Source organism: Streptomyces sp. R-07 (assembly GCF_049913175.1).
Taxonomy (GTDB): Bacteria; Actinomycetota; Actinomycetes; order Streptomycetales; family Streptomycetaceae; genus Streptomyces.
Genome location: NZ_CP183978.1, coordinates 8,497,863 through 8,522,957 on the forward strand (window position 1 = coordinate 8,497,863; position 25,095 = coordinate 8,522,957).

Annotated in this window: 22 protein-coding genes and 4 pseudogenes; 8 read left to right on the forward strand and 18 right to left on the reverse strand. The window is 69.2% G+C overall.

The window, feature by feature from the left end:
* Positions 1-344 precede the first annotated feature (344 nt).
* Both ACN9M0_RS38770 and ACN9M0_RS38775 read right to left on the reverse strand, forming a co-directional pair.
* Positions 345-1,175: a hypothetical protein gene (locus ACN9M0_RS38770; protein ID WP_426405196.1), complete on the reverse strand. Its 831-nt coding sequence runs from the start codon at positions 1,173-1,175 to the stop codon at positions 345-347.
* 161 nt (positions 1,176-1,336) lie between these two features.
* Positions 1,337-1,747 (reverse strand): Rid family hydrolase, encoded by a 411-nt coding sequence (locus ACN9M0_RS38775; RefSeq protein ID WP_399694728.1) that lies wholly within the window; start codon positions 1,745-1,747, stop codon positions 1,337-1,339.
* 163 nt (positions 1,748-1,910) lie between these two features.
* Here ACN9M0_RS38775 and ACN9M0_RS38780 point away from each other — a divergent pair, with 163 nt between their 5' ends.
* Positions 1,911-2,558, forward strand: coding sequence for a class I SAM-dependent methyltransferase (locus ACN9M0_RS38780; RefSeq protein WP_366041199.1), 648 nt, complete (start codon positions 1,911-1,913; stop codon positions 2,556-2,558).
* Here the strand turns inward: ACN9M0_RS38780 and ACN9M0_RS38785 are convergent.
* From ACN9M0_RS38785 to ACN9M0_RS38835, 11 genes and pseudogenes are all read right to left on the reverse strand, one after another.
* Positions 2,463-3,129 (reverse strand): annotated as a pseudogene (locus tag ACN9M0_RS38785) (transposase). The gene ACN9M0_RS38780 and the pseudogene ACN9M0_RS38785 overlap by 96 nt on opposite strands.
* Before the next feature lie 12 nt (positions 3,130-3,141).
* Positions 3,142-3,609 (reverse strand): hypothetical protein, encoded by a 468-nt coding sequence (locus tag ACN9M0_RS38790; RefSeq protein ID WP_426405197.1) that lies wholly within the window; start codon positions 3,607-3,609, stop codon positions 3,142-3,144.
* Between the two features lie 216 nt (positions 3,610-3,825).
* Positions 3,826-4,149 carry a hypothetical protein gene (locus ACN9M0_RS38795; protein ID WP_426405198.1) on the reverse strand — a complete coding sequence of 108 codons (324 nt, stop codon included), beginning with the start codon at positions 4,147-4,149 and terminating at the stop codon, positions 3,826-3,828.
* A 118-nt stretch (positions 4,150-4,267) separates the two neighbouring features.
* Positions 4,268-4,630 carry a hypothetical protein gene (locus ACN9M0_RS38800; RefSeq protein ID WP_426405199.1) on the reverse strand — a complete coding sequence of 121 codons (363 nt, stop codon included), beginning with the start codon at positions 4,628-4,630 and terminating at the stop codon, positions 4,268-4,270.
* Positions 4,631-4,703: 73 nt separating this feature from the next.
* A pseudogene (locus ACN9M0_RS38805) lies at positions 4,704-5,394 on the reverse strand (transposase).
* Between the two features lie 67 nt (positions 5,395-5,461).
* Positions 5,462-6,251 (reverse strand): annotated as a pseudogene (locus ACN9M0_RS38810) (IS5 family transposase).
* Between the two features lie 56 nt (positions 6,252-6,307).
* Complete coding sequence (locus ACN9M0_RS38815) at positions 6,308-7,816, reverse strand: DUF4246 domain-containing protein (protein ID WP_426405200.1); 1,509 nt, start codon at positions 7,814-7,816, stop codon at positions 6,308-6,310.
* Between the two features lie 91 nt (positions 7,817-7,907).
* Positions 7,908-8,066 (reverse strand): hypothetical protein, encoded by a 159-nt coding sequence (locus ACN9M0_RS38820; protein WP_426405201.1) that lies wholly within the window; start codon positions 8,064-8,066, stop codon positions 7,908-7,910.
* A gap of 332 nt (positions 8,067-8,398) precedes the next feature.
* The gene (locus ACN9M0_RS38825; protein ID WP_399694724.1) at positions 8,399-9,193 is read right to left on the reverse strand and encodes a DUF4436 family protein; all 795 of its coding nucleotides are present in this window, start codon (positions 9,191-9,193) and stop codon (positions 8,399-8,401) included.
* Positions 9,194-9,749: 556 nt separating this feature from the next.
* Positions 9,750-11,702 (reverse strand): alkyl/aryl-sulfatase, encoded by a 1,953-nt coding sequence (locus tag ACN9M0_RS38830; protein ID WP_426405202.1) that lies wholly within the window; start codon positions 11,700-11,702, stop codon positions 9,750-9,752.
* A gap of 140 nt (positions 11,703-11,842) precedes the next feature.
* Positions 11,843-12,481 (reverse strand): TetR/AcrR family transcriptional regulator, encoded by a 639-nt coding sequence (locus tag ACN9M0_RS38835; RefSeq protein WP_366041190.1) that lies wholly within the window; start codon positions 12,479-12,481, stop codon positions 11,843-11,845.
* A gap of 25 nt (positions 12,482-12,506) precedes the next feature.
* Between ACN9M0_RS38835 and ACN9M0_RS38840 the strand changes: the two are divergent.
* The 5 genes and pseudogenes from ACN9M0_RS38840 to ACN9M0_RS38860 all read left to right on the forward strand — a co-directional run.
* Positions 12,507-12,590: pseudogene (locus tag ACN9M0_RS38840) on the forward strand (IS5/IS1182 family transposase); the annotation flags it as partial.
* A gap of 156 nt (positions 12,591-12,746) precedes the next feature.
* Entirely contained in the window at positions 12,747-13,163 is a 417-nt protein-coding gene (locus tag ACN9M0_RS38845) for a hypothetical protein (RefSeq protein WP_366041189.1), read from the forward strand.
* 127 nt (positions 13,164-13,290) lie between these two features.
* Positions 13,291-13,923 (forward strand): hypothetical protein, encoded by a 633-nt coding sequence (locus tag ACN9M0_RS38850; protein WP_426405397.1) that lies wholly within the window; start codon positions 13,291-13,293, stop codon positions 13,921-13,923.
* Positions 13,827-15,029, forward strand: a complete 1,203-nt coding sequence (locus ACN9M0_RS38855; protein WP_426405203.1) for a TIM-barrel domain-containing protein — start codon at positions 13,827-13,829, stop codon at positions 15,027-15,029. Before ACN9M0_RS38850 ends, ACN9M0_RS38855 begins: the two co-directional genes overlap by 97 nt.
* Before the next feature lie 171 nt (positions 15,030-15,200).
* Complete coding sequence (locus ACN9M0_RS38860; protein ID WP_366041187.1) at positions 15,201-15,722, forward strand: ATP-binding protein; 522 nt, start codon at positions 15,201-15,203, stop codon at positions 15,720-15,722.
* Here ACN9M0_RS38860 and ACN9M0_RS38865 read toward each other — a convergent pair.
* Positions 15,707-16,360, reverse strand: coding sequence for a TetR/AcrR family transcriptional regulator (locus ACN9M0_RS38865; RefSeq protein WP_399694719.1), 654 nt, complete (start codon positions 16,358-16,360; stop codon positions 15,707-15,709). The two genes, ACN9M0_RS38860 and ACN9M0_RS38865, sit on opposite strands and share 16 nt — an antisense overlap.
* Before the next feature lie 254 nt (positions 16,361-16,614).
* Positions 16,615-17,742, reverse strand: coding sequence for an NADH:flavin oxidoreductase (locus tag ACN9M0_RS38870; protein ID WP_426405204.1), 1,128 nt, complete (start codon positions 17,740-17,742; stop codon positions 16,615-16,617).
* A gap of 117 nt (positions 17,743-17,859) precedes the next feature.
* On the opposite strand from ACN9M0_RS38870, the gene ACN9M0_RS38875 reads away from it, so the two are divergent.
* Positions 17,860-18,306, forward strand: coding sequence for a MarR family winged helix-turn-helix transcriptional regulator (locus tag ACN9M0_RS38875; RefSeq protein WP_426405205.1), 447 nt, complete (start codon positions 17,860-17,862; stop codon positions 18,304-18,306).
* 50 nt (positions 18,307-18,356) lie between these two features.
* Here ACN9M0_RS38875 and ACN9M0_RS38880 read toward each other — a convergent pair whose 3' ends face one another.
* Both ACN9M0_RS38880 and ACN9M0_RS38885 read right to left on the reverse strand, forming a co-directional pair.
* Entirely contained in the window at positions 18,357-19,688 is a 1,332-nt protein-coding gene (locus ACN9M0_RS38880) for a DUF1254 domain-containing protein (RefSeq protein ID WP_426405206.1), read from the reverse strand.
* 220 nt (positions 19,689-19,908) lie between these two features.
* Positions 19,909-21,183 carry a DUF2254 domain-containing protein gene (locus ACN9M0_RS38885; RefSeq protein WP_426405398.1) on the reverse strand — a complete coding sequence of 425 codons (1,275 nt, stop codon included), beginning with the start codon at positions 21,181-21,183 and terminating at the stop codon, positions 19,909-19,911.
* A gap of 264 nt (positions 21,184-21,447) precedes the next feature.
* Between ACN9M0_RS38885 and ACN9M0_RS38890 the strand changes: the two genes are divergently transcribed.
* The gene (locus ACN9M0_RS38890; RefSeq protein ID WP_366042002.1) at positions 21,448-23,286 is read left to right on the forward strand and encodes a glycoside hydrolase family 15 protein; all 1,839 of its coding nucleotides are present in this window, start codon (positions 21,448-21,450) and stop codon (positions 23,284-23,286) included.
* Here the strand turns inward: ACN9M0_RS38890 and ACN9M0_RS38895 are convergent.
* On the reverse strand, positions 23,252-25,042 hold the full coding sequence (locus tag ACN9M0_RS38895; RefSeq protein WP_366042001.1) for a cation:proton antiporter: 1,791 nt from the start codon (positions 25,040-25,042) through the stop codon (positions 23,252-23,254). The two genes, ACN9M0_RS38890 and ACN9M0_RS38895, sit on opposite strands and share 35 nt — an antisense overlap.
* Positions 25,043-25,095: the final 53 nt, after the last annotated feature.

Consider the following 25,095-nt stretch of genomic DNA (forward strand, 5'->3'; position numbering starts at 1 on the left):
GGGGAGGATTCCTGGCCCCCTTCCTCACCGCGCAACCGCAGGAGAAGGGCGGGCCAACCTCATACTCGTGTCCGGCAAAAAGCTATAGATCGGTCGGGATGTCAACCACGTCTATCGTGGGCAGATACGTCGTAAATGTACCTTGTAGGGGGAATGGCGGTCAATGCATTCACGCCAAAAGGGACGGCCTGTGTGACCTTGGTGCACCGGCCCTCCCGGGACGCCCGGCGCTCTCCTGCCGCAGCGGCGCGGGAGCGGTGGGACGCCGCCGCCTCGCTCAGCCGGTGGTGGGACCGAGCCGAGTGCTTGCGGTGTGGGGGCGGGTTGAACCAGCCCTCGGTGGCTCAGCCTGATCTTTGACCCTTCAACCGCTGTAGGGCGATATGGGTCTTCTCGCGGCGGACGGTTTTGCCCACGTCATAGCGGGGTGCCCGGCGGGTGTTCCTGGAGCCGACTGGTCGTCCAGGTCCCGGCCGGTGGGGTTTCGGCGCCCTGGCGGGACAGGGCATGTGCTGGCGGAGGTCCCGAAACGTTCGGCGGACCCGGGCAGGCGTGAGCCGTCTCGGTGCGGCAGGCTTCTCCCACGGGTGCCGCAGGTCGCGGGCCGGCGGGCGGCCGAGCCGGAGCTGGGGGTATGCGGCGATGATCAGCCAGGTCCATCGGTCGGCCGCCTCCGGCTCCCGCAGTCGAGGCTCCGTCCAGCCCAGGGTCTGCTTGAACAGCCGGAATGTGTGCTCCAGGTCGAAGCGTCGCAGGAACGCCTGCCAGGCCCGGTCGACGCCTGCGTGGTTGGAGCCCGTCCTCGAGGACCACAGCCACACCGCCGGCGCCTCACTGTCCTTCGAAAGGTGCTCGACCTCCGGCCGGATCAAAATCCCCTCGATCAGGGGAAGTTCGCCTTTGTGTCCAGCCGGGCAGCCCAGTGGGTGAGCCGCGGGTGGACTCGGTCCCACGCCTGTGTGACGGCCTTGCCGTAGTTCGTGGTGACCACGGGGTCGGGCCAGGTTTCCGGTGTGGCGAAGCGGAACTCCGGACCGTGCTTGGGCGGTCGGCCGCCCTTGGGGTCGTAGACCCGTGGCGGCTTCGGCAATCGCAGCACGCGGTCGCCGCGGATCCGCCCGGTCAGCTCGACGGGCAGGTCCCGCAGGGCCCAGGCCGGGCGGCTCACGTCGCATCCGGCGTCCGTGACGATGACGATGTCCGGCTCGCCGGGCTGTCACTGCCCCGCGGCGATGAGCGGTCGACGACGTCGCGGAGCTGGGCGGCAGTGACTGCCGTGGCGTCGTCGGCCGGGCCGAGCCGGACTGTGTCACGCTGTTCGAGGCGTGAGGGCCGCTCAGTCGGGCAGTGCGACGGTGAGGTCCACCTCGACCAGCTGCCCTGCGAAGCCCAGCTGCGTAACCCCCAAGAGCGTGCTGGCGGACGTGAACGCCGGCCCGAGGGCGGAAGCGGCAAGCCGGTGCCAGGCGAGGCCCAGGTCCTCCCTGTCGTCGCTCCGCACGTAGACCACCGAACGCACCACGTGCTGCGGCTGGGCATTCACCGCCACGAGGGCGGCGAGTGCGTTGAGGACGACCTGGTCGACTTGCACCTCGAGGGAGTCCGGGCCGACGAGGGAGCCGCTCTGGTCGAGCGGGCACTGCCCCGCCAGGTAAGCCGTTCGACCGGTCTCCACCACGGTGATGTGGTGGTAGCCGGGCGTCTCATGCAACTGCTCGGGGTTGATGCGGCTGATCTTCGCTGTCATGCCCGCAAGTCTGACCAGTCTCCCTCAGACACGCACCGAAATTTTCCCCACCGCGCGACCGTTCGACGCGGCGCGAGGTGAAAGAACAAACTCGGGGTCTGTTTCAGAAGTGGATCAAGGAATGACGTGAGGCAACGGGAAGGGGGCCGTATGCTGCACTCGCATGAAGGATCTTGGTAGGCAAATCGCGTACTGGGACGGCGTCGGCGCAACGAAGACGTTCACTCATCCGGTGAATCTCGACTGGCTGGCAAAGGTGGGTCCGGACGCTCGGGTCTTGGACTACGGCTGTGGATACGGCCGTGTCACGGCCGAGCTGAGCGACCACGGCTTCCGTGACGTATCCGGCGTGGACCTGTCTCCCGTGCTGATCGAGCGGGGCCGTCAGCTGCGGCCTGACCTGCGCTTCGCCGTCCTGGAGTCCCCGCCGGCCCTGACTGGCGCGTCGGGGAGCTTCGATGTCGTCCTGCTGTTCGCCGTGTTGACCTGCGTCCCGGACGGCAATGCTCAGCGGGCGCTGATCGACGAGCTGAACCGCGTCCTGGCACCCGGTGGGCTGCTCTATGTCAGCGACATGGTCCTGCAGGACGATGAACGAAACCACAGCCGCTACGTGACCCATGCCGGGCAATTCGGCACGCCGTACGGGGTGTTCGCCACTGACGACGGTGCGGTGTGTCGGCACCACGACATCGCGGAGCTGCGTACTCTGTTGTCAGATTTCGACCTGGTGGACGAGCGCCGGATCGAGGTCGCCACGATGAACGGCCACCGGTCGCAGGCAGTGCAGTTGCTGGCCCGCAAGCGGTAGCGATGAGAGCCGCTCGTCGATTGCGGCGATCAGGACGGGGGCTTCGTGGCGGACGGAGAGCTTGTCGTACCTCGTGGCCACCGCGCGGTGGCGCTTCAGGCGGCCGATCCCGAACTCCACCGCGTGGCGCTCGCGATAGTCGTCCTTGTCGAATGTCGGCGAGCGGCCTCCGTGGGAGCCGCGCTTCTCGCGGTTCGGGATCTGGTCCTTCTTCTGCGGGATCGTGCAGCGGATGCCGCGTCGGACTGAGTCGATCGCGCAGCGGGACCAGTCCAGCTCTCCGCGGGCACCGAGCTCGTCGAGCACCACGCGGTGGAGCTTCGCCCACACCCGGCCCTTCGACCACTCGCTGAACCGTCGGTGGGCAGTCGCCCCTGACAAGCCGAAGGAGGCTGTCGGCAGCTGCCGCCACGTGCAGTCCGACGTGGCCATGAACACGATCGCCGCCGGCACCTCCCTGTCGCCATGCCGACGCCGACCACCGCCCTGGGGTCGCGACGGCGCTTCCGGCACCACTTTCTGGAACAGCCCCCCACAGCTCATCCGGCACCAGCCGTTCAACAATCCTCATGAACTGTCGCGTTTACGACTTGCTTGAGCAGGTGGTCTCGATCCAGGTCGCCTGGAAGTCACGGCAGACAAGGACGAGGGTGCCGTCCCGGCAGGCGATCTCGTGGCTGCAGCCGTCCCTGTGCGGCAGGATCTCGTCGAGAACCACAGTCCCGAGGTCCGTTCCTCGGTCCTCGTCGGCGGGATCGATGAAGAAACTGGACACCCCTACGTAGCGGATCAGCAGGTCCTGGTCATGCTTCCAGCAGTTGTGCTGGAACTCGACCTCCATCTCCTCACCGCCGGCGCCCCGGACGGCCCGGAGCATCAGGTCCTTCACGCATCGCCTGCTGCGGAAGTCGTAGTGGTCCGCATCAGTGGCGAAAGCCCGGGCGCCCGGCGGCAGATCGCTGGAGATCGAGGGCAGGTGGCTCAGGTAGCGAGCCGGATCCAAGACCCCTGACAGGTCGCCAACCTGTGCATCGAGATTGACGTACTGCATCGGCCTTCGCCCCCACTCGTGGCCTCCTACTGACCGACGAATCGTTGCACAGACTTACGAAATGAGATGACGTCTAAAGAAGCGGTGCCAGGTTCCGAACTGCCGCAGCCGCAGCCCGGGGAACGTCCCCACCTACAACGGCTCAGCCTTCAGCACCCCACCCATGCAAGGGAAATGCCCGACCGCAGCCTCTCGTAACACGCTTTGGAGGTCACTTCATTTGGTGGCTACCTGTGGGGAATCCGCGACAAGGCGAGCCATCTCGTGCAGGTGGTGCCAGTAATCAGGGTGGTCCGTTTCACTGAGCACAGGTATGACCCGGTCCAGGCGGGCGATGCAGCGAAGCAGACCGCTTCGACCTCGCGCATCGAGCTCGCCGCCGTTCTTGATCCAGATAGAAACCCAGGCCGCGGTGTTTGAGTCCAGCAACACCAGGTCGAAGCCGGCCCGGTCCGCGCCAGCCAATCTGGGAGGAAAGGGAAATCTCATGAACTCTTGGTACAGGCGTGCTACGGCCTCAAGCACAGTCGCTTTGCTCACGCTGGCCATGATGGCGCAGCTTTCACAACGCGTGGAGTCGTTGTGAGTCTGCGGTACTGAACGTGAACTCGTGATGTCGGTCGTGTCGCAGAGACCGCTGAACTCTGGCCGTTCGAGATCAAGGGCGTGTCTGCAGCCAGCGACGCGCGGCAGCCAGGGTCACCTCGACGTCGTCGCTCCATGAACAGACTTCCAGCCACGACAGGTAGCCGCCTTGCGTGAAGACCAGGACCTCGCCGGGGCGCTCGCCAGCCTCGGTGACGAGCTGCGCTTCGGCCGCCACGACAGTGCTGGGACCAGTGGGCGCGGGCTCCGCCTTGCTGGTGTCGAGTTCGAAATAGGCGGTTCCGCACCCGCATGTGCACCGACCTCGCACGCTGAGGTACGGAACCTGCTTTCGGAGCGCGACATGAGCCGGACTGTCCGTGTTCAGGACTGCCGCGAGCACGTCGGCTACGTCGGCAGGCAGGCTCTCGGTCATTCCGTCACCGTAGCTGACCAGCAACTTTTGACTTGACCGTGCCGGCCAATCGCCGATCGGCCAGCCATTGCGTTCACGCGTCCAGGGCCAGGCCGGTGGCCGGCGAGGCAGCCGTCGATGACCTCCGGCCGGTACTGCAACATCTTGAGCTTGCGCTTGACGGCCCGGGTGATCTGGCCGAGGTCGGCCGCGGCGAGGTTGCCGATGTCGCGCTTGACCAGCGACCAGATGCCCTCCTCCGGGTTCAAGTCTGGTGAGTAACTCGGAAGCTGAAAGACTGTGAGCCACTCCGCGTGGTCGGCGATGAACTCGCGCAGTGGCTCGACCAGGTGCATGCGCAGGTCGTCCCAGACCAGCACGATCGGGCTGCCGAGCTGGATGTGCGCTCTGACCAGCAGGTCGCGCAGGTCGTGCCAGCCGATGCCCTTCGCCTCGTCCTTGCGGGCCCCGTTACTCGCGGACCGAGTAGAACATCCCTGACCGCTTCCCCGGCATATTGCAGGTCAGCCCGGCCATGGACACCCGGCCCGAGCCCCCGGCCACGGACCCGGACCACCGGCGAGCAGCCATCGACAGGACCCCCGCTTCGCCGCGCTCGCGCCACTGGCGGCGCCACCGCTCCACGGACCGCTCGCTGACCCGCAGCGCGGCAGCGATCTCCCTGTTCTTCTGCCAGTCTCGAAGCGTTCCACGGCCTGCAGCCGGACCCGCTCCCTCACGGCCCTCCCGGCGTCGGTCAAACCGCCGCCCTGCGCGTATCTCACGGTCCAGGGCTACCGGAGCGGATCAGCCGCCGTCAGGCGGACGGCCCCGACATCACCCGTTCAAGTTTCAGTAGCAGCTGAGGGTGCAGGCGAGGCTGGTGGAGGTGCGGAAGTGCTCGGCCATGCGTTCGTGGCGGCGGTGTTGTCGGCGGCAGCCGGCGAGCCAGGCCATGGTCTGTTCGATGGTCCAGCGGTGTCGTCCGAGCCGCTGTGAGGTCTCGACGCCTCTGGCGGGCGATGCGGGGCCGGATGCCTCGCCGTGCCAGCCATTGCCGCAGGTGGCGGTAGTCGTAGCCCTTGTCGGCGGGCTTGCCGGGCTTGCGTCGGCGAGGTCCTCGGCGGGACCGGATCGGGGGAATGCGCCTTCACAGGCGGGATCAGGGCCTGGCTGTCGTGGACGTTGGCGCCAGAGATGCCGACGGACAGGGGAAGACCGGTCCGCTCGGTGATCAGATGGATCTTCGAACCGTATTTGCCCCGGTCGACAGGATTCGGATTCGTGAGGTCCCCCTTTTCAGGGCCCGCATGTTCACCGAGTCGATCGCACAACGGGACCAATCCAGGTGGCCGCGGGCACCGAGTGCGTCGAGGACCAGGCGGTGGAGCTTGGCCCATACCCCGGCCTTCGTCCACTCGGTGAACCGGCGGTGGGCCGTCGCACCGGACGGCCCGAACGACGCCGCGGGCAGCTGCTACCACGTGCAGCCCGACGTCGCTGCGAACACGATCGCCGCCAGAACCTCCCGATCGCCGTGCCGACGCAGGCCACCACCCTGCGGCCGCGACGGCGTCTCCGGCACCACCCGCTGGAACAACTCCCATAATCCGTCCGGCGCCAGCCGCTCAACCACTCCCACCGCGGCGAACAGCCAACCCAGCCTCCTGGCCTGTGCGTGTGGGGGATGAATGAGGTTCAGTGCTCGCAGAGGGAGAATTCTCGTTCGTAGAGCTGCTCATTGTGTTCGTCGATGAAGAACTTGCGCTCCTGCATGAGCTGTTCGCGGAAGTCCTTGGCCTGTTCGAGCGTCATGGTCGAGGTGTCGGACCACGGTTGCTGCGGTGGCACATCGGATGTCGAGACGATCCTCTCCGACGGGTCGACCAGGAAGAACGCGAGGATCTTGCGGTATCCCGGGCGGGTGGCGTCCGAGAGGCGGAACGGGCCGACGCGGTGCTGCAGGATGTTCGGGAACGCCAGGCAGCGGCCCGCTGGGGTCGATGCCGATCCCAGGAGCTGGTTCAGCGCGTCTTCGTCCTCCAGTCCGTACACCTCACGCAGACCGTTGTCGTCGTTCTGCTCGTAATCCGGGTCGTCGAGTGCCGCCCGGAAGCTCAGCCGGCTTTCGGTGATGTTCTCGCTGTCCCAGTAGTAGATGCCGGTCGAGACGATCCGCTCGTTCATCATCCCCTCGACGTGCCAGGAACCACCGGGGTACTCGGGCTTGTCCGGGGTGAGATGAATGGTGGCGAGCTTGACGATGACCTGAAGACGGCGGCCGCGCAGGTCGACTCGGGCGGATGCCTCGGGCAACTCGGGCGGGGTGAAGACCGGGGCGTCCGGGATGACCGGGCGGCGGTTCTCCCACCAGTCGTCCTGGGCCTCTTCCCATGCGCGACGGGCTTCTACGTAAGCCTCGTCATCACTGTAGGAGGCCTTGTCCGGATACTCAGGCTCCGAGTCGTACCACCCGAAGGGATCGGCCTCGATCCGCAGGGGCCGCGGGTGGCGCAGATCGGTGAGCACGTTCTCCAGGAGCGGGCGCATGCGCGCGAACAAGTCCGGGAGGACGGAGGCCAGTTCGTGATGAGTCTCGGGGTGGACGTTGTTGACGTACGAGCGGAAGGCGACGTCGCCGTCGTCACTGATGTCGATGTCCGTGGGCAGCCACTGGAACCTCTCCGAGAACTCATGCTTCGAGTAGTGGTCCGTCGGGTTCTGCCAAGCCCGCTCGGGCGCGCCGCTCACCTCACTCACCAGGCAGAACAGTGAGGGGTGAACCAGATCCAGTACCTGCCCGTCGGATCCGGGATGCCAGTCCTTCTCTGCTTCGGGGACCTGTTCCAGAACCTGGACCGCCTCGCGCAGCCGAGACCTGAGCTTGTCGTCGATCAGCGTGTCCGACTGCCACACCCCATCGACGGCGGACACCTCGACGCCGGTTCGCTCGTCTCGCAGCGCCGCGTAATGCACGAGTTCGGCAAGCACGTAACGAACCTGCGCTTCGGTGAGGCCCTGGGCGATTGCCTCCTGGGTCCACCTGGCGACGATGTCGGCATCGTTCATCTTGTCGAACCACCCCGCCTTCGCCCGAATGTGTGCGCTGCACTCCATCATCTGGAGTTCGCGCAGCGTTCGGGGTGTCGCGAACGATATGGAACGCGAAGCATGAAAGGGCAGCGGGAAAGCGGACAGGCCAGACAATTCTCTTGGTCCTCCCGGTCGGTGTGCGGTGGCGGGAAGGATACTTCAGCGGACTGACATCACAGTCGTGGTCCCTGACCATCGGTCAGGTTCACGGACCGGTCGGTGCGGCGCGGCGGAGTGTGGGTTCAGGGAGGGTGGCTTCGACGACCGCGTCGCGCGGTGCTGCCAGTTCGGGGAGACCAACGGTCTCGCGCCCGAGGAACATCGCGAGGGCCCTGAGCCGTGCGCGTACGCGGGGATGGTTCATGGGAGCTTCCTGGTCCGTGTGCGGGGTGTAGCGGCTGGGCCAGTGGAACTACCGCAGATGCGTGGGTTTGCCTTTCTCGTACGTCGGCCCTGCACGGGGCAGACGCTGCGGTGGGCCGCGCCCCTACTGTGCAGGCGGCTGAGGTAGCGGAGGATGTTCTGCTCTCCATGCCCGCCTGGGACTTTGGGCGGTGGCGGGGGAGGTGCTGGTCGTTCGGGAGCGGCTGGAGGCCCATCTCCTCGGCCGGCTTCCGCTGGGCCGACCCGCGGCGGATCGCCTCGCAGCATGGGGGCGGCAAACGCAGCCCGCAGGCCATCGGGCTCGGGCGATTCCTAGGTACGGTGGGCGCCCTCTGAGCGGATGGCGACGCGGACGCCGGTGGTGACCGCGGCGATCAGGCACAGGGCGATGACGGTCTCGGCCCAGAAGAAGGCGAACCAGTCCATCACGCAGCCGATCGGGGGTGTGCCGGGAGCCGTGTTGCGGAACGCCGAGAGAGCGAACAGCGTGGCCGCCATCCAGGCGAGGGCGGGCCAGGTCACACCCTCGCCACGGGTCGTCAGGTACCAGGCTCCGAGGAGCACGGACGATGCCAGCGCCCACATCACGACCATCATGAAGACCGCGAAGACCAGCAGGCTGGTCGATCGGGACAGCCACAGTTCGACGACGGCGTCCTGCCCGGAGGCCGGGGGCGTCGCGGAGACGGAGAAGCGCGTGTCGTTGTTGGAGAAGAGCATTCGGACCGGCACCTCCTTGCCACCCAGCAGTGCCCAGAACTCGATGTCCGTCCCGTAGGTGTCGAACGGGTAGTCGCCGATCGATCCACCCGTGATCGCGACCTGCACGTCCTTGGGGGCGAGCCGCGCGTGCGCCTTGAACTCCAGATCGCTGAGGGTCGCCACGGAGGTCTGGAGGCTGAGATCGTCCACCGGGGCGGTCCCCTCCTCCTCACCGAGAGCCCCACGGGGGATGACCCTGACCCGCAGGACGAGCTCTCTGGCCGCGGCGTCGACGCTCTGGACGACGGCCTCCACGTCCACCCGGTCGGCGGCTCGGGATCCGGCCGTGTGGACCGTGTCGTTTGCCTGCCGCTCGGTCAATTGCAGCCGGGACCCGACGGACACCGCCACCACGATCAGGACCGCAAGGGGAATCAGGACCGGCAGGAGCGACACCCTGGAGCGGCGTGGGCTGGGTGAGGGTGAGCGCGAGGCCATGGCGACTCCGACGAGGTGAGAGGGACACGTGGTGTCACCCTTCGATCGCAGACGGCTACTGTAGGTGCTCAGTGGCCTGTCGCCGTGGAGGTGGAGGCTCAGGAACCGTGCCGAGTGGTGGTGACACGGCTGAAGCCGGTTCATCCGTACGGTGGCGGTGGCCGCGGCTGGCAGAACGGTTGTCGCGCAAGGGCAGAGCGGTCCGAGTGGCCGCCGGCCGCCGGTCGAGGCGGCCCGCGTCCTGGAGCGCCCGGACGATGTCCGGGTGGGGCAGGCCGACCGCCCCGCTCGGCTACCCCGCATCTGTGGGCAGGCAACGCCTACCGCCAGGCCCGCGACGAACCCGCCGCCCGTACCCCCTCACCCGCCTCGCGACGGAGCGGTGACCCCAGGCCCGCGCGAGCGCAGCATGGGGTGCCAGGATCCAGGCGCCGTCCCGTCGGCGCCGGGATCCACCGCGACCTCAGGGCGTGACGATCGGGAAGTCCGTGTCGGGGGCGTCCAGGACGGACAGGAGACGGGGCAGCAGTTCGGCATCGCCGTTCATGGTGATGCCGGCGGTTCCCTTGCCGGCGAGCAGGGCGAGGAGCTGGGGTTTCGTCATCGTCATGGTCAGGCCCGCGTCCGGGGCGGGATCGCTGTCGGTGGTCCAGGTGAGCAGTCCGTTGGCCAGGCGCAAGTGCCAGTACTGGTCGCCGATGTGCCAGTCGAGGGCGATGCGCAGTGACCAGGCCTTCGGTCCGTCGACACGGACGGCGAGGCCGTCGATGAGTTGCCCGACGGTGAGGGCGAGGTACATGTCGGGACCGAGGGTGGCGCTGGTACTGGCCGTGACGCCGTGGGTGAGCTCCTGGGCGCCCGTGAGGTAGAAGTTGCGCCAGACCGCGTTCTCGGCGGCCTGGCCGAGACGGGCGTAGAGGCCGGCGAGCTGGCGCTTGGCCTTGGCGTCGTCCGGGTCGTTGAAGACGGCGTGATTGAGCAGGGTGACGGCGAACCGCAGGTCGCCCCCGTCGGCGTAGTGCCGGGCGCGGGCGCGTACGGCGGCCTGGCCACCGAGGGACTCGACCCAGCGTCGGGCCTCTTCGGCCGGCGGGTGCTCCCACAGGTGCGCGGGGTTGCCGTCGAACCAGCCCATGTAGCGCTGGTAGACCGCCTTGACGTTGTGACTGAGGGAGCCGTAGTAGCCACGGTTGGCCCACACCCGCTCCAGCTGGGGCGGAAGCCGGAACGTCTCCGCGATCTCGGTCCCGGTGAGGCCCTGGTTGATCAGGCGGACGGTCTGATCGTGCAGGTAGCCGTAGAGGTCCCGCTGGTGGGTGAGCAGCGCGACGATGTTCTCGTTGCCCCAGGTGGGCCAGTGGTGGGAGGCGAACGCCACGTCGGCCGCGCCGGTGTAGAGGCCGATGGACTCGGTCAGGTATCCGGCCCAGGCGTGGGCGTCGCGGACCTGCGCGCCGCGCAGGGTGAGGATGTTGTGCATGGTGTGGGTGGCGTTCTCCGCCATGCAGACCGCGCGCAGGTCGGGAAAGAGGAAGTTCATCTCCTCCTGGCACTCGGTCCCGGGCGTCATCTGGAAACGGATGCGGACCCCGTCGAGGGTGACCTCCTGACCGGTTGCGCCGATGTACTGCGTGGGGGCGATCAGAGCGACGGTTCCGAGGGAGACCGTGAGTCCAAGGCCGCAACCGACCTGGGCGGCGGCGCCGGTGGGGAGCTTGGCGCCGTACATGTAGGCGGCGCGGCGGGCCATGGCGGGGCCGGCGTAGACGTTCTCGCTCACCGCGTGCTCCATGAACCCCTGCGGGGCGAGGACCGGTACGTCGCCGGCGCCGTCGGGCAGGACACCACGGCAGCCGCCGAAGTGGTCGACATGAGGGTGGGTGTAGACCATCGCCTTGACCGGGCGGTCACCGCGATGGCCGCGATAGAGCCGGAGCGCGGCGGCAGCGGTCTCGACGGAGATCAGCGGGTCGATGACGATGATGCCGGTGTCGCCCTCGACGATCGTCATGTTGGACAGGTCGAGGCCGCGGACCTGGTAGATGCGGTCGGTGACCTCGTAGAGCCCCTGACGGGACAGGAGCCTGGCCTGCCGCCACAGGCTCGGGTCGACACTGTCGGGCGAGCCGCCCGCGGCCTCGGCATCGGCGAGGAAGCGGTACGCGCCGGGGTCCCAGGCAACCCGTCCTGTGGTGGTGGTGATCGGCCCCTCGGTGAACGCGGCGATGAACCCCCGGTCCGCGTCGGCGAAGTCGGCTTCATCGTCGTAGGGCAGCCCGTCGGTACGTGTCGGCGACGGTGTTCCGGGGCGGTGGTGTCCGGAGAGTGCCTCAGCGGTCTGCGGGTTCAGCGATACGGCGGCCGCCGCGGCGCCCACCGCTGCGGCAACAAAGCCGCGCCGGTCCATCGAGGTCATTGCAGTACACACCCTTCCCGTCGGCACGCCTGCACGCTCACCGGCCGTGTCCGTGACCGCGCCGCACCAGGTCACTATTGCAGTAGGACTGCAATACGAGTCAAGGGTCTGCGCAGGCGCCCGCGCCGCTCGACCGGCGCTCAGTTCGCCACGGCGTCCAGCAACGCCTGAAGGGTTCGCCGGATCGCCGAACCGGCGGCCGGCATGTCCAGCCCACGCCTGGTACGCAGGTGATCCCAGGCCGCCCAGGAAGAGGTGGCCTCCAGAGCGTCCAGCAGCCCCCCGGGCCGCCGCGCCCGCGGCACCCGCCGCAGCTCCGGCGCGAAGATCGCGGCCAGATCCTCGCGGAACCAGGCGTCTCCCCGCGCCATCACCAGGCGAAGCCCCTCTGACGTCGGCTCAAGTCCCAGCCCCACCTTGCGGATCGGCGTCATCACCTCGTACATCCGGCCGCGCTGAGCCACCAGCACCCGGACCTTGCGTGCCGTCGGCCACTCGGGCGGCACCGGCTCGGCCAGCGCCCGCCACCGTTCCGCCTGCCGCTCGGCAGCGGCGACGTACAGCGCCTCACGATCGGCGAAATGCACGAACACCGTCCGCTCGGACACCCCGGCCCGCTCGGCGATCGCCCTGCGGGGAGGCTCCTGCTCACCCTCGGCGACCAGCTCCAGGAGCGCGTCCACCAGCACCGCGTGGGTGCGCTCCGGATCGCGCCGCCACCGCCGCTCCCGCCCCGCCCCGCCGGAATCCTTGCCGTTCAGTTCACCCTGTGCGCTCACGGAACCCATCGTGACAGGCCCTCGGGATCACGTCGGTCCCTCACCCGTCGACCGCGCCCGCCCCGGCTCCGAGCACCACCTGATCGTCGACCATCATGGAACACCGCTCTGGTGTCCCCGCAGACCCCGGACCGATGGGATGGCGTGACCGTCCCACCCGTCGCCGCTCGGCAACTCCTGTTCCCCCGCCAGGAACCTCGACCTCCCAGCCCCTGCAGAGAGAGCCCATCCGCCTCAGGCAGGGCACGGTGGTTAGGCTCCCTGCATGGCTGATGACTGGTACGTCCTCATCGAGGAGGACACCCGTGTGACCAAACGCGCCGACGGGGTCGAGCTGAAACTGCACCGTTGGACCCTGGTGGCCACCCATCGGGTCAGCGGCACGCAGACGCAGGCGCTGGCCGTCGCCGAGGACGCCGCTCTCAACTACGTGCCTGCCGTCCTGGCCCGACACGCGCGACCCGGCGACACCCCGGCCCGCCGCGCCTTCCTCGCCCCGGACGGTGCTTGGCTGGTCCTGCTCGAGCAGCACCATCGCGAGTGCCACGTACGCGTGACCACAGCCCGCCTCGTCCACACACACGAAGAGAAGCCGGCCCCGCCCAAAACCCTGAAGGAAAAGCTCCGCAACGCCCTGGAGGGCCCCGAACCTCCCACGATCCCCTGGGCCCCCAAGGGCTGACACCCACGCACTGTCAGGGGGCGGCCTCAGGTAGCACTTTGTACTGCAGTGTCGGGATCGATGCCTCGGTGCCGTAGCCGCGACCGACGCCGGCTCCTACTTCCGGATCGCCACCCCCGCGCTGAACATCCGGGTCGACAAGTCGCCCCTGCGCTTCTCCGTCTACCGCGTCGACAACACCACGCTCGTCTGGTCCGAGTCCCAGCCCCTATTTTGGACCGGCACCCAGACCAGCCAGTACCTCACCCAGGGCGCCGACGAGCAGTTCTACGGCACCGGTCTGAGGCTCGGAGAGTGGGCGCTGCGCGGCAAGACCGTCCCGGTCTCGGTGGCCAACACGTGGAAGGAGAACACCAACGCCAGCCCGGCGCCGTTCTACACGTCCACCAACGGCTACGGCGTCATGCGCAACACCTGGGCACCCGGCATGTACACCTTCGGCGCGCCCGGCACGTTCACGCACAACGAGAGCCGCTTCGACGCCTGGTACTTCGTCGGCGACTCCCTCAAGGGCGTCCTGGACGGCCTACACGGACGTCACCGGCAAGCCGTTCCTGGCACCCGCACGGGGCTTCGAGCTCGGCAACGCGGACTGCTGGAACGCGTCCAACCCCCGACTACACCGGCGACCACAACCGGCTGCGCCACCAGACCACGCCCGACGTGGTCGGTTACGCCACCGACGCCCGCGCGGCGGACATGCCCTCGGGCTGGTTCCTGCCCAACGACGGCTACGGCTGCGGCTACACCACCCCGTTGAAGAGCACGGTCGACGCGCTGAAGTCCAAGGGCTTCCAGACGGGTCCGTGGACCTCGACCGGCCTGTCGAACATCGGCACCGAGGTCGGCACCGCCGGCTCCCGGGGCGTGAAGACCGACGCGGCGTGGATCGGCGGCGGCTACAAGTACGCCTTCGACGGTGTGCGGCAGGCGGTCGACGGCATCGAGAAGAACTCCGACGCCCGCCGCTACGTCTGGACCGTCGACGGCTGGGCCGGCACCCAGCGCAACGCCGTCGTGTGGACCGGCGACACCTCCGGCACCTGGGACGCCATGCGCTGGCACGTCCCCGCCATCACCGGCGCCGGACTGTCCGCCCTCAACTACGCCTCCGGCGACGTCGACGGCATCTTCCAGGGCAGCCCGAAGACATACGTCCGCGACCTCCAGTGGAAGGCTCTCACTCCGGCCTTCATGACGATGTCCGGCTGGGGCGCCACGGGCCCGGAGGCCGGCTACCAGGACAAGCAGCCCTGGCGGTTCTCCGACCCGTATCTCTCCATCAACCGCAAGTACCTCAAGCTGAAGATGCGGATGATGCCGTACCTGTACTCGGCGAGCCGCGTCGCCACCGAGACCGGCACGCCCACCGTCCGCGCGATGGTCCTGGAATACCCGGACGACCCCGTCGCCCGCGGCAACCAGACCAGCGGTCAGTTCATGTCCGGCGACTCGCTCGCGGCCGAGATCTCCGCCACCGGAAGGGCCACCCCGCTCCCGGCGAACGTCACCCTCGTGAACGGGGCTTCGGCGAGCTGCGTCGACCTGCCGTACAGCTCCACGACCGCCGGCACGGAACCCGCGCTGTACACCTGCCACGGCGGGACCAACCAGCGCTGGACGTTCACGGCCGCCGGCACGCTCACCGGCAAGGACGGCGTCTGCCTCGACGGCTCGGGCACGACCGTCACGGTGCAGCCGTGCAACGGTTCGGCGAGCCAGGAGTGGCAGCTCGGCGCCCAGTCGAGCGTGACCAGCGGCGGCCGCTGCCTCGCACCGGTCGGATCCGGCACCGCCAACGGCACCAAGCTGGAACTCGCCACGTGCTCGGGCTCCGCGAGCCAGCGCTGGACACCCACCGGCTGACGCCCGTACTGCCCTGACCTGCGCCTCCGGCTCCCCCCACGGCCGGAGGCGCAGTGCCATGCGAGGTGAAACCCTAGACATGCAAGGTTTTCGGACTTACCGTGGCAGAACCGGACGGCCGCGAGTCGTCCACCGCGCCCCGCCCCCCACACCAGGCGCATAGGAGCCCCCATGTCCATCGCCTCCTCCTCCGCCGCCACCGCGCAGAGCCTCCCGCGAAGCGGTTCCCTGGACGCCATCCCTCACCAGCCGGGCCTGGGCACCCGGCGCGCCCTGTGCGTCATGCCGGCGACCACCGAGGCGGTGCCGCTGCTGCGTCGCTTCGCCCGGGACACGGCACGCCACTGGAGCCTCGACGGCCACGCCGACGAGGCCCTGGCCGTCATCGTGACCGAGCTCGTCACCAACGTCGTGCGGCACAGCGGCAGCCTCGATGTCGCCGTCCTCCTCACGACCACGAGGCGAACGCTCGCCGTCCAGGTCCAGGACACCGGCCGGTGGCGCCCCCGACGCCCGCGCCTGCCCGGCGACGACATGGACGCGTGCTCCGGCCGAGGCCTGGGCCTCGTCCGCGCCTACGCCCTGGACTGCGCCGTCGTACGGACGGCACGCGGGACGCGGGTGGCCGTGACCGTGGCTCCCGGCACCGAGGGCGAGCCGGAACCGCAGGGCGCGGACTACACACTCGGCTGAGGACCGGAATCCGGCCCGTCGCCTTCCCCGCTGGTGCGACGCTCGCGTTCCAGGGCGTCCAGCACCACCTCCCGCAGGCGTCCGAGGTCCCCGGCCATGTCGATCGACGGCTCGAGCAGCCACTGGATCTGCAGGCCGTCGGTCGCCGCCAGCAGGACGCGGGCGCCCCAGTCCGCGTCACAGCGGGACATGGGGCCGGCGGACCTGAGCCCAGGGGGCGGACCGGCAAGGAGCAGGGCCGCGATCTGCTCGCGCAGCCCCCGGTAGCGCTCGGTGAAGAACGTGTGGCCGGGGTGGTCCGGGTCGGCGGCCGCCGCCGCGATGTCCAGGAAGAGCTTGACGAGCCCGGGTGTGGCGGCGTTCTCGACGAGCGCCTCGGTACGCCACAGCACGGTCTCCGGGGTGTGCACCTCCTGGGCCGCGATGTCCCGCGCTTCGATCACCGCGGTGAGCAGGGCTTCACGGCTGCCGAAGTGGTGCAGTACCCCGGCGTCGGTCATCCCCACCCGCTGGGCGATGTCCCGTACGGACACCCCCCTGCTCCCCGCCTCGGCATACGCCGCGAGGGCGGCATCGAGGATCTTCTGTCGCCTGGCAGCGGTCTTGGCGTAGGGCCCCCGGGACCCGCGTGTGCTCACCCTGGCAATGTAGCCACGCACCCGGCCTCAAAGCCTTGAGCCCCCATGTTTTGCGGCGTGTCCCCGCCGGGTCACACGCGTCGTTCCCCCGGTCGTGGCGGCCAGGCCGTGGTGACCCTCGGCCACCGGACGGGTCGGCCGCCATCAGGCCCCGCTGAGCCGAGGGTTGCGCGAGCCCCGGGTGCGCGCCGACGGCAGCGGCCGCCGGGTCCGGCCGCGCGCGGCCGGACGGACGCGCATCCACGGGACAGCCCTCAGCTCAGCGTCTTCACCGCGGCCGCGTCGTACGGCTTCAGTTCGTCGGTCCGGCCCGCGAGGACCTTCGCCGCCCACTCCGGGTCCTGGAGCAGCGCGCGGCCGACGGCGACCATGTCGAACTCGTCGCGCTCCAGGCGGTCGAGGAGGTCGTCGATGCCCTGAACCGGCGCGCCCTCGCCCGCGAAGGCGTGGATGAAGTCGCCGTCGAGGCCGACCGAGCCGACGGTGATCGTGGGCCTGCCGGTGAGCTTCTTGGTCCAGCCCGCCAGATTCAGGTCCGAGCCGTCGAACTCGGGGATCCAGTGGCGGCGGGTGGAGGCGTGGAATGCGTCGACGCCGGCCGCGGCCAGCGGGGTCAGGATCGCCTCCAGCTCCTCCGGGGTCTCGGCGAGCCGCGCGTCATAGGCGTCCTGCTTCCACTGCGAGTAGCGGAAGATCACCGGGAAGTCGGGCGAGACGGCCGCGCGCACCGCGGCCACGATCTCGGCCGCGAACTTCGTACGGGCCACGGGGTCGCCGCCGTACTCGTCGGTACGGCGGTTCGTCCCCGCCCACAGGAACTGGTCGAGGAGGTAGCCGTGGGCGCCGTGCAGTTCGACGCCGTCGAAGCCGATGCGCTCGGCTGCTGCGGCGGCCTCGGCGAAGGCCCCGATGACATCGTCCAGGTCGCTCTGGGTCATCGCCTTGCCCGTGCCCTCGGTGCCGTCGGGGCGGATGCCGGAGGGGCCCATGGCCGGGGCGTCGGCGTAGGGGGCCTGCCCCTGCTTGCGCACCATGCCGATGTGCCACAGCTGCGGCACGATCGTGCCGCCCGCCGCGTGCACGTCCTCGGCGACCTTCGCCCATCCCGCCAGCTGCTCCTCGCCGTGGAACCGCGGCACACGGTCACTCTGTCCCGCCGACTCGTGGCCGACGTAGGTGCCCTCGGTGACGATCAGCCCCACGCCGGCGGCGGCGCGGCGGGCGTAGTACGACCGCACGTCCTCGCCGGGAACGCCGCCGGGGGAGTACATGCGCGTCATCGGCGCCATCGCGATGCGGTTCGGGACGGTCAGGCCGTTCAGGGCCACGGGCCGGGACAGTATCTCGGCCGCGCGGGAGGCGGGGGACTCGGTGACGGTCACAGGGGCGCTCCTCATAGCTTTACTTGACAACCTTGATGCTTGAGAACTTCACGCAATGGAAGGAAGGTAGAGGTAGATATTTGAGGTAGTCAAGTTTCTCGCGGTAGAGTGGCTCCCATGACAGAAGCTCGCCGCACAGCAGCGCCCGTCGACACGGCCCAGCTCATGGAGCTGCTCTCGGTGTCGCTCGGCGTCTATTACGGCGACTTCACCGTCGCGGCGGCGAGCGAGAACCTCACGGCGAGCCAGGGTAAGGCGCTGACCGTGTTGCGGCGGGGGCCCGCCGCGATGCGCGCTCTGGCCGAGACCATGACGTGCGACGCCTCCAACATGACCGGGATCATCGACCGGCTGGAGAAGCGCGGCCTCGTACGCCGCGAAGCCGGCGCGTTCGACCGGCGCGTCAAGAACGTCATCCTCACCGCTGAGGGTGAGCGTGTCACCGACGCGATCCGCGCGAAGATGCGCACCACGCAGGACGGCCTGGACAGACTCGGCCACGAGGACCGGGACTCCCTGTACGCCCTGCTGGAACGGGTCTTCGTCTCCCGGCCCGGCGCCTGACCGGGGCGGCCCACGACGGTGAAGTGCCGGCCGGCCGCCCCTTTTGCGGGTCAGTCGGTGCGTCGCAGTGCCGGCGGGGTCCAGTCGCCGGTGAGGGCGGGCTGCTGGGGCCAGTACAGGCGCAGGAAGACGTTGAAGCCGCCCTCGGGTGCGGGTAGCCAGTTGCTCTCACGGTCGGGGCCGGGGTTGTCGTGCTGGACGTAGATGTCCAGGGAGCCGTCGGGGTTGGTCCGCATGCCGCTGCGGTCGCCGATCGCATAGCGGTTCAGCGGGTTGTCGGCGAAGAGCTGACGCTCGTTCATCATCGTGAGGGACCAGAAGCCGTCGACGGGCGGGGTCTCCCCGGCAGCGAAGTGCAGTACGTAGGTATGGGCACCGTCGAGAGGCCGGCCGTCGGCGTCCGTGGTGGCGTGCGGGTACAGGGCGTCGGCGTCGAGGTTGGCTCCGTACCCGAACCGGGTGATGACCGCGCGCTGGGCGTAGTCGGTTCCGTAGTCACCCAGGCCACGGTGCACGGTCCACCCACCGGCGCTCGCGGACTCCGCCCGGGCGATCAGAGCGCGCAGGGTCTCCGGGCCGCGCTGCGCACCCGCGTCCAGGATGGCGAGCTCCTCGGCGGACAGGTCGTCCAGGCTCGCGCCGGGTGCGATGCCGAGTTTGGCGATGCCGCCCAGGAACGGGGCGTCGGCAGGGTCGGGAGGGTTGTCCACCATCATCTGGTTGAGGAGGGTGAAGTACTCGCGGCCGCTGAGAGCGTGGACCCTGTCGACGGGCGGCGTCGTGGTGTCGGCGCCGGTGGGAACGGGGACGTCGGTCGGAGGGGTGTAGTCACCGGGGTCGCCGGTCCACTCCGACAGCGGAATCAGCCGCGTGCCGTCCTGGAGCCGGTTGACCGACGGGAAGTCCGACGGGCCGCTCGTCGCGTACCGGGCGATGATCCAGTTCACGGCGGTGGGGGACTTCAGCAGGGTCAGGCCGGACGGGACCGGTCCCGACCAGGACGGCCCGGCGATCAGGAACGGGCCGGCGGACGGGCCGTTCTTGCGTCGGCCGACGACGGCGCAGACATCGGACCAGGCGTCCAGGATCGGGACCATCCAGAATCGGTCGCCGAACTCGGGCAGAGCCAGCACCAGGGGCTGGTCGGACAGATCGAGCCAGGCACTGGAGTACAGGGTGTCGGCGTTCGGCGAGACGACCTCGGTGAAGGACGCGTCCGGGGTGGTGCGCATGTAGCAGAACTGGTTGACCGGGGCCTTCCGGCGCGGGTCGTCCCGGGCCGGAACCGCCGTCATGGCGTGCTTCGTCATGGCCGCTGTGACCAGCGGGTACCCATAGAGCCATGCCTCGGTGGCCAGCTTCTCCGTCGACTCTTGCGTCATCGGCTTCTCCCAGGTGCTACGGCGAACCCCGTTCGGGCCCGACGCTATGAGGGCCGTCCGCCCGCCGCGCGGCGAGTCCGCCGAACGGGTGACGTGGAGGGAACCGGACTGCGCGGCGACCGGAAGGACACGGTCCTCCAGCGGCCGACTCCAGGGCGGCTCGCTCCCATGGGCGTCTCGGCGCACGGTGGCCGACCTGGAGAACCGATGGGTGGGGGCCTCAGGAGAAGGACTGCCCGCCGATGCCCTGGAGGTCGGCCCGCTGGGCGATGGCCCGGCGGGCCGGATCGGTGAACGCCCGCTCGACCGACTCCTGCAGCAGGCTCAACTGCGCCTGCACCCCGGGGTGTTGCTGCGGTGGCAGGTCCTCGAGCAGGCCTTCGAGCATGGCCCGGAGCCGTCGGCAGATCTGCACGGACGAGCTTCCGTACTCCATGATCTCGCAGACGGCGAGCTGAAGGTAGCTGTCCCAGTCACGCCCCGGTAGCACGAGCCGGGCGTCCCCGTGAGCGTCGGCCAGAACGAAACGACCGGGGAGGTGCGTCGTGCCGACCGTGTGCAGGAACCACTCGATGTAGTTGATCACCTGTACGGCCGTCGTGGGGTCGTTCACCGCCGGGGACAGCGCCCGGATGGCGATGTCGACGAGGACCCTCAGAGCGAAGGCGGGGTCCTGATCGATGGTGCGCTCGGCCCCGAGGGCGACGAGACCGGCCACCCGGACCGGGTCCGGTCGGGACGCGCCCCCGTGGGCCTCGACGAGCACGGTGCCGGGCGGTACGAAGTCCCCGATCAGCCGGGTCACGACGAAGACGCAGTCGTGTCGCGCCGCCTCCGCGACCATCCCCCGCACGTCGAAGGCCTGGATGGCGCCACCCCGTACGGTGCGGATGCGCACCACCGGACCGTCGGACGGCAAAGCTTCGGCTTCGCGCGGCGCGGCGCCCCGGATCGCGGCGGCGCCGCTCGTGAAGACGGACTCTCCCATGCCCGCGACCAGCTCCGCGATGGCAACCGGTCGCAGACGGTGGGTGAACCGGTTGAGGTAGATCAGCAGGAGCACGAGGCTGACGGCCACCGACCCGCCGGCCAGGGTGACCCCGAGGTCGGGGACCGACGTGGACTCGACGCTGCGCAGCAGGGAGAAGGCGAACGCGAACGTCCCCGTGAAGGTCGCCAGCACCGCCTTCTGCAGCCGGTCCCGGTACCAGAGGCGCATGTAGCGGGGGGAGAGGGTTCCCGTGGCCTGCTGCACCACCAGCACGCCGATGGTGACGACGAACCCGAGCAGCGCCACCATCGCGCCCACGATGGCGGTGAGCACCCCGCTCGCCGTCGTGGCGGAGTAGTGCCAGCCGCTGGGCCAATCCGTGCCTTCGGCGGCGAGGGCGAGCTCGGCGAGCAGGCCGCCGAGGACGAGACCGATCATCGGCACGATCCACAGGCTCGCCTTGACGTATTGCCGCAACCTGAACCTGTCCGCCCAGGACGTCATGACACCCACGCCACACCCCCTTCACCGGAGGAATCAGGTGCTCTTGAGGCACAGGAGAGGGGCTCGCTCGACGGGACCGCCATCACCTCACGGTAGGGCGCTTCCCGGACCGGCGCAGCGGCAGCACCGCCACCACCTGGGCGACGCCCTCGCCAGGACGGCCCGCTGTCGTCGGCCTAAGCTGATCGGGTGCCGCCCCGGTCCACCTCGTCCGGGGCGTGATGGCGCCCCGAGTGCGGTCGAACGGGGCTGAAAGGGGTCACCATGGACGGCTATCCCCTGATCGAGGACCACGGTCTGATCGGTGATCTGCAGACCGCGGCCCTCGTGACGACCGATGCGACGATCGACTGGTTCTGTTGTCCGCGGTTCGACTCGCCCAGTGTCTTCGGCGCCCTGCTCGACCGGAGCAAGGGCGGCCACTTCACCGTGCGGCCGGTGGCGGACACGTACACGACCAAACAGCTCTACCACCCGGACACCGCCGTTCTGGTGACGCGCTTCATGACCGAGGCCGGGGCGGGGGAGGTCGTCGACTTCATGCCGGTGACCGGAACGACCGCGACCGACCGGCACCGTATCGTCCGCATGCTGCGCTGTGTCCGCGGCAGCATGACCTTCGAAGGAGAGATCGCTCCGCGCTTCGACTACGGCCGCAAGCCGCACGAGCTGCACCTCACGGAGCACGGGGCCCTGTTCACCTCGGAGGGCCTGGACCTCGCCGTCCACGCCGTCCGTGAGCCGCAGGACGAACGGCTGCTGAACGTCCTCTCGGTCGACGACAACGACTTGCGCTTCTCCCTGAGCCTGCGAGCGGGGCAGCAGCGCGGCCTGGTCATGGAGTCCTCCCCCGGAGGGCCCCCGCACGAGGTCCGTGTTGAGGAGTTCGAGCGGCTCTTCGACGAGACCGTGCGCTTCTGGCGTTCGTGGCTGGGACAGTCCACCTACACCGGCCGCTGGCGGGAGGCGGTGGAACGTTCCGCCGTGACGCTGAAGCTCATGACGTACGCGCCGACCGGGGCCCTGGTCGCCGCCCCCACGGCGGGACTCCCCGAGCAACTCGGCGGAGAGCGCAACTGGGACTACCGGTTCACCTGGATCCGCGACGCCTCGTTCTCGGTGTACGCCCTGCTGGGCCTGGGTTTCACGGAAGAGGCGTCCGCCTTCATCAACTGGCTGCACGACCGCGTGAAGCAGGAAGCCGGCCAGGGGAACGGTACCGGGCCGCTGAACATCATGTACCGGGTCGACGGCTCCGCCGACCTCGTCGAGGAGACCCTGGACCACTGGGAGGGGTACCGCGGCTCCGCCCCGGTCCGCATCGGCAACGGGGCCGCGAGCCAGCTCCAGCTGGACATCTACGGTGAGGCGCTCGACAGCATCTACTTCGCGCACGAGCACGGCATGCACCTCGACCACGGGGGCTGGAAGGCCCTGCACACCCTGCTCGACTGGCTGGTCGACCACTGGGACCAGCCCGGCGAAGGGCTCTGGGAGACACGCGGCGGCCGGAAGGACTTCACCTACGGTCGCGTGATGTCCTGGGTGGCCTTCGACCGCGCCCTGCGGATCGCGCACGACGACGGCCGTCCCGCGGCCGGCGGGCGGTGGGCGGACGCACGGGACGAGATCTACGCACAGGTCTATGACCGGGGGTGGGACACGGGGAAGAAGGCCTTTGTCCAGCACTACGGCGACGACGTGCTCGACTCGGCGCTGCTGCGCATGCCGACGGTCGGCTTCATCACGCCGGACGACCCGATGTGGAAGTCCACCCTGGACGCGATGGACCGGGAGCTGGTCAGCGACAGCCTCGTCTACCGCTACAACCCCGAGGCGTCCCCCGACGGGCTGCGTGGCTCCGAGGGAACGTTCTCCCTGTGTACGTTCATGTACGTCGACGCCCTGGCACGGGCCGGACGTACCGACATGGCCAGGCTGGTGCTGGAGAAGATGCTCACGTACGCCAACCACCTGGGCCTGTACTCCGAGGAGATCGATCTGACGGGCCGGCAGCTGGGCAACTTCCCCCAGGCGTTCACGCACCTGGCGCTGATCGACGCGGCGATCACCCTGGACTCGATTCTCCGGGAGGAACGTTAGGCGCGGGCCCGAGGAGGACGAGAGCGTCCCCGTCCCGTGGTGCGTTCTCCCGCCTCTCCGTGACCGGATCCAGCTGGTGGTCGGCCCGCACCACGAAAAGCGTGTCGTGCTCGGGCGGCAGCGGGTCGGTGGCCGGCTGCACCACGAACCGGGCGCCCCGCGCGTAGCGCTCCGCGAGGACGTGGCGCACCAGGGAGCGGCCGAAGAGGATGTTGGCGCCGGTGTACGGAGCGACCACGCCGTGACTGTCGTGAGGCGGCCCCACCCGGTAGACGGGCCCGTCGACGTTGTCCTGCATCACGATCGAGGCGAGGGCGTTGAAGTCGTCGTCGTCGGTGGCCAGGAACACCGCGGTCACGCCCTCCAGCCGCGCGCCGGGGTTGATGGCCGTGGCCAGCAGATCGCCCTTGGCCAGGTCGACACCCGCTCCCTTGATCCTCTCCCGCTCCTCGTCGAGTCCCGCCCACATCATCACTTCGAGGCCGGCGGAGCGCAGGACCCTGCCGAGGTCGACCACCCAAGGTTCGCCGCCCACCAGGAGCACCCGCGTACCCGCCGCCTTGACGACGCCCAGCCGTCTGGCCACCGGCGCCGCCGTCAGCGCGTACAGCAGAACGGTTCCCACGATCACCAGGAAGGTCACCGGAAGGATCTTCGCCGCTCCGGTCACCCCCCGCTCGACCAGGCCGGAGGAGAAGGCCGATGCCGTGGACGCCGCGACGATGCCGCGTGGGTCCATCCATCCGATGAAGGCGCGCTCCCCTCGTGAGAGATCCGTACGCGCCGCCGCGCCCCAGGCCACGAGGGGCCGGACCACCAGGACGAGGATCCCGATCAGGACGAGCGCGGGAAGGAGCACCGGCACCACGGACGACGGGCTGACCGTGGAGGAGATGGAGATGAACAGCAGCCCGATGATCAGCTGGACGAGCGTCTCGAAGAAGGGCCTGCGCGCGGGCATGTCGAAGCCGCGGATGTTGGCGACGGCCAGCCCCGCCACGATCGCGGCGATGAGCCCCGTGTCGTCGCGCACGATGTCGCATCCCGCCGACACGCCGATCACGATGGCGAGTTGCGCCAGCGTCCCCAAGGTCTCGCCGAGCCGGAGGGTGCGCAGGGTGAACCACAGCAGCGCGACTCCCACGACCCCGCCGACCAGCCCGACGGCCAGGCTGAGGAGGAACTGGCCCAGTTGGTATCCCCGGCCGATGTCGACGTGGCTCGACGAGGCCACCGCGTGGAAGGTCAGCGCGCCGAGGATGGCGCCGATCGGGTCGGTGAGGGTCCCCTCCCAGATCAGGATCCGACGCACCTTGTCGCTCGGCCGCACGAAGTCGAGGATCGGCCCCACGACGGTGGGCCCCGAGACGACGAGGATCACACCGAGCATCGCGGCCACGCGCAGTTCCATGTCGAACATCGCCGGTGCCACCGCCCAGACGACGAGGGCGGTGAGCAGCACGCCGTACACGAGCAGCCTGCCCACGATCCCCCGGTTGTGGTGGGCGAGCTTGCGCAGGTCGAGTCCCAGACCGGCGTCGTAGAGGATCACGGCGACCGACAGCGACACCAGGTCCGAGAAGTCCGGCCCCAGCAGCTTGTCCGGGTGGATGACGTCCGTCATCGCGCCGGCGGCGAAGCCCACGGGGAGCAGGACGATCAGGGCCGGGACGCGCAGTTTGTTCGCCAGGATCTGCGAGCCGGTGGCGAGCACCACCGTCAGGGCGAGGCCGAGAAGGATCTCGTTTTCGGTCACAGCGGCTTCCTCCGTCGGGGGCCGGGCGCGAAGGGGATGTCCGGACCGGACAC

Bases quoted from the DNA above. Each gene is read 5' to 3' on its own strand.
- ACN9M0_RS38770 (WP_426405196.1), bottom strand. From the start codon at position 1,175: ATGCGACGTGAGCCGCCCGGCCTGGGCCCTGCGGGACCTGCCCGTCGA.
- ACN9M0_RS38775 (WP_399694728.1), bottom strand. From the start codon at position 1,747: ATGACAGCGAAGATCAGCCGCATCAACCCCGAGCAGTTGCATGAGACG.
- ACN9M0_RS38780 (WP_366041199.1), top strand. From the start codon at position 1,911: ATGAAGGATCTTGGTAGGCAAATCGCGTACTGGGACGGCGTCGGCGCA.
- ACN9M0_RS38790 (WP_426405197.1), bottom strand. From the start codon at position 3,609: ATGCAGTACGTCAATCTCGATGCACAGGTTGGCGACCTGTCAGGGGTC.
- ACN9M0_RS38800 (WP_426405199.1), bottom strand. From the start codon at position 4,630: ATGACCGAGAGCCTGCCTGCCGACGTAGCCGACGTGCTCGCGGCAGTC.
- ACN9M0_RS38820 (WP_426405201.1), bottom strand. From the start codon at position 8,066: ATGAACCATCCCCGCGTACGCGCACGGCTCAGGGCCCTCGCGATGTTC.
- ACN9M0_RS38830 (WP_426405202.1), bottom strand. From the start codon at position 11,702: ATGACCTCGATGGACCGGCGCGGCTTTGTTGCCGCAGCGGTGGGCGCC.
- ACN9M0_RS38845 (WP_366041189.1), top strand. From the start codon at position 12,747: ATGGCTGATGACTGGTACGTCCTCATCGAGGAGGACACCCGTGTGACC.
- ACN9M0_RS38860 (WP_366041187.1), top strand. From the start codon at position 15,201: ATGTCCATCGCCTCCTCCTCCGCCGCCACCGCGCAGAGCCTCCCGCGA.
- ACN9M0_RS38875 (WP_426405205.1), top strand. From the start codon at position 17,860: ATGACAGAAGCTCGCCGCACAGCAGCGCCCGTCGACACGGCCCAGCTC.
- ACN9M0_RS38880 (WP_426405206.1), bottom strand. From the start codon at position 19,688: ATGACGCAAGAGTCGACGGAGAAGCTGGCCACCGAGGCATGGCTCTAT.
- ACN9M0_RS38885 (WP_426405398.1), bottom strand. From the start codon at position 21,183: ATGACGTCCTGGGCGGACAGGTTCAGGTTGCGGCAATACGTCAAGGCG.
- ACN9M0_RS38890 (WP_366042002.1), top strand. From the start codon at position 21,448: ATGGACGGCTATCCCCTGATCGAGGACCACGGTCTGATCGGTGATCTG.